The organism is Gemmatimonadales bacterium (assembly GCA_030697825.1).
Classification (GTDB): Bacteria; Gemmatimonadota; Gemmatimonadetes; order Gemmatimonadales; family JACORV01; genus JACORV01.
Genome location: JAUYOW010000058.1, coordinates 1 through 2,668, shown reverse-complemented (window position 1 = coordinate 2,668; position 2,668 = coordinate 1). Strand labels below are relative to the sequence as shown.

Here is a 2,668-nt window from a genome sequence, read left to right as displayed (position 1 = left end):
AAGACCGCAGGCCGGGCATGATCGTTGCGGACAGCAACCTTCTGGCCTACCTGCTGCTCGGAGGCCCGGAGGCAGAGGATGCCGAGCGCGCCTTCCGGCGTGATCCGGTGTGGGCCGCCCCGGTCCTGTGGCGCAGTGAGTTCCGGAGCATCCTCGCCGGCTACATGCGCCGGCGGAAACTGCGGGTGGCGGACGCCGCGGCAGTGCACGAACTGGCGGAGCGGCTGTTGGCCGGCCGCGAGTACACCGTTCGGGGTGATGCGGTCCTTCAGCTGGCGGCCGAGTCGAGTTGCTCGGCCTACGACTGTGAGTACGTTGCCTTGGCCCAGGAGCTGCAGGTCCCGCTGGTCACCTGGGACCGGCAGGTGCTGCGCACCTTCCCGGCCGTTGCCGTCGCGGGACCCGACTTTGCGGGCGGCAACGCCTAACACTGCAGGCGCGACCGACGGTCCGACGGACATCGATGACCGGCATCGCGACTTTCACCTGACCTGACAGGAAGGGGGGAGGCGGATCTGAGTTGAGGCCTCCTCTCCATACCCGTCAACCCGTTCGAAAGGCTCCGGCATCCCTGGTCTGCGCCTGCCCGCGCGCGGAAGGCGCTCAGCAAGCGCGTGCGCGGTCAGATCCCGCGACCGTCCCAGGGCACCGACGCCGTGGCGGCGAACACGGGAGCATGCCGCGCCCGCGACGCCTGCTCATACGCGAACGCGAACTTGAGCAGCAGTGACTCGCTCCACGCCCGCCCGAAGAACGACAACCCGACCGGCAGCCCGTGGATGTACCCCATCGGGACGGTGACGTGCGGGTAGCCGGCGGTCGCGGCGATGCCGGTGCCGCTGGGCGCGCCGCCACCGCCGCCCCCATCGCCGCTCACCAGGTCGATGTGCCGGGCGGCCCCGGCGCTCACCGCCACCAGCGCGTCGAGCCGGTTGGTGTCCATCGTGGCGTCGATCCCTTCGGCGCGCGCCAGCCGCTGGAGCCGCTCCTTCAGCTCCACGTACTCCGGCGTGGTCAACGGGCCCCTGCGGGCGGACGCTTCGAACGTCTCCTGCTGGAAGTACGGCATCTCGCGCGCCGCCTCGCGCCGGTTGAAGGCGATGAGATCGTCGAGGGTGCGCACCGACGCGGTCGGCGCCCATTCGGCGAGGTAGCGCTCCAGGTCCGCCTTGAACTCGTACTGGAGCAGGTCGCCGCCGCTGGTGAGCTGCTGCTGCGTCGCGATCGTCACCGGGTCCACGATCTCCGCCCCACGCTGGCGCAGCACCGCGATCGCCGCGTCGTACCGGGCGAGGAGCCTGGGCTCGGTGTTCATGCCGCGCAGCACGCCCAGCCGCGCACCGCGCAGCCCGTCCGCGTCCAGCGCCCGGGTGTAATCGCTCTTGCGAGCGTCCGCCTCGGCCGTGACCTCGTCGGCCGGGTCGCTGCCCGCCAGCACCGTCAGGAGCGCCGCCGCGTCGGTGACAGTGCGCGCCATCGGGCCCGCGGTGTCCTGGCTGTGCGCGATGGGGATGACACCCGCGCGGCTGATGAGGCCGACGGTTGGCTTCACGCCCACGACGCCGCAGGCGCTCGCGGGCGAGATGATAGAGCCCGACGTCTCCGTGCCGATGGCCACGGCACAGGAGCTGGCCGCCACCGCGACGCCGGAGCCTGAGCTCGATCCCGACGGCGTCCGGTCGAGCGCGTAGGGGTTGCGGCACTGCCCGCCGCGCCCGCTCCACCCGCTGACCGAGCGCGAGGACCGGAAGTTGGCCCATTCGCTCAGGTTGGTCTTGCCCAGGATGACGGCGCCGGCCTCGCGGAGCTTCCGGGCGATGAACGAGTCGCGCGGCGGCCTGGCGCCCACCAGCGCGTAGGAGCCCGCCGTCGTTTCCATCCGGTCGAGGGTGGCGATGTTGTCCTTGATGAGAACCGGGATGCCGTGCATGGGGCTGCGCACGTGACCGGCCCGGCGCTCCTGGTCCATCTGATCTGCGATTTCGCGCGCGTCGGGGTTGATCTCGAGCACGTGGCCGAGGAGCGGCCCTCGGCGGTCGAGCCACTCGATGCGCGCGGCGTACTGGTCCACCAGCCGGCGGGCGGTGGTGCGGCCCGCGGTCATCTGCTGCTGCAGGTCGGCGACCGATACTTCTTCGAGGGCGAACCCGCCCTGCGGCGGCTCGCGGTGCGGGGCGGCCCCCCCGGACACGCGCGTAGCGATCGCGGCGCCCGCTGCGGCGCGCCCAATGAAGTCCCGGCGTTTCATCGTGGTGCTCCTGACGTCGTGGCGAAGTGCCGGTCGAAGATCCACCTCGAGGGCATCGCCGTCAACCGCGGCAGACTCAGCGCAGGGCGAACGAGCTCAAGACCCTGAGGTAGTTCCCGCGCTCGTAAGCGCCCGGGTTCGCGATTGCCTGCTGGCTCATGCTGCCGCGCATCTGCGCGACGCTCTCGTACTCGTGAGCCTCCATCCATTCCACGACATCCCGCCTCACGACGCGGAGGTGCTCGATGCCATGCTTGAGCAGCGCCGAAGTCAACATCGCCACGTTCGCGCCGGCCATCATCGCCTTCAACACGTCCTTCGCCGTGTGCACCCCGCCGGTGACCGCGAAGTCCACGTCGAGCTTGCCGTAGAGGATCGCCACCCAGGTGAGGCGCAGCAGCAGCTCGTAAGAGCTGCTGA

Annotated in this window: 3 protein-coding genes; 1 reads left to right on the top strand and 2 read right to left on the bottom strand. The window is 70.8% G+C overall.

Annotation, left to right across the window (positions count from 1 at the left end):
- Positions 1-428, top strand: a 428-nt coding sequence (locus tag Q8Q85_02915; GenBank protein ID MDP3773195.1) for a type II toxin-antitoxin system VapC family toxin, incomplete at its 5' end; no start/stop codon positions are given.
- Positions 429-622: 194 nt separating this feature from the next.
- Here Q8Q85_02915 and Q8Q85_02910 read toward each other — a convergent pair.
- Positions 623-2,248, bottom strand: coding sequence for an amidase (locus Q8Q85_02910; protein ID MDP3773194.1), 1,626 nt, complete (start codon positions 2,246-2,248; stop codon positions 623-625).
- 76 nt (positions 2,249-2,324) lie between these two features.
- Positions 2,325-2,668 (bottom strand): hypothetical protein (locus Q8Q85_02905; GenBank protein MDP3773193.1); only part of this gene is annotated, 344 nt, incomplete at its 5' end.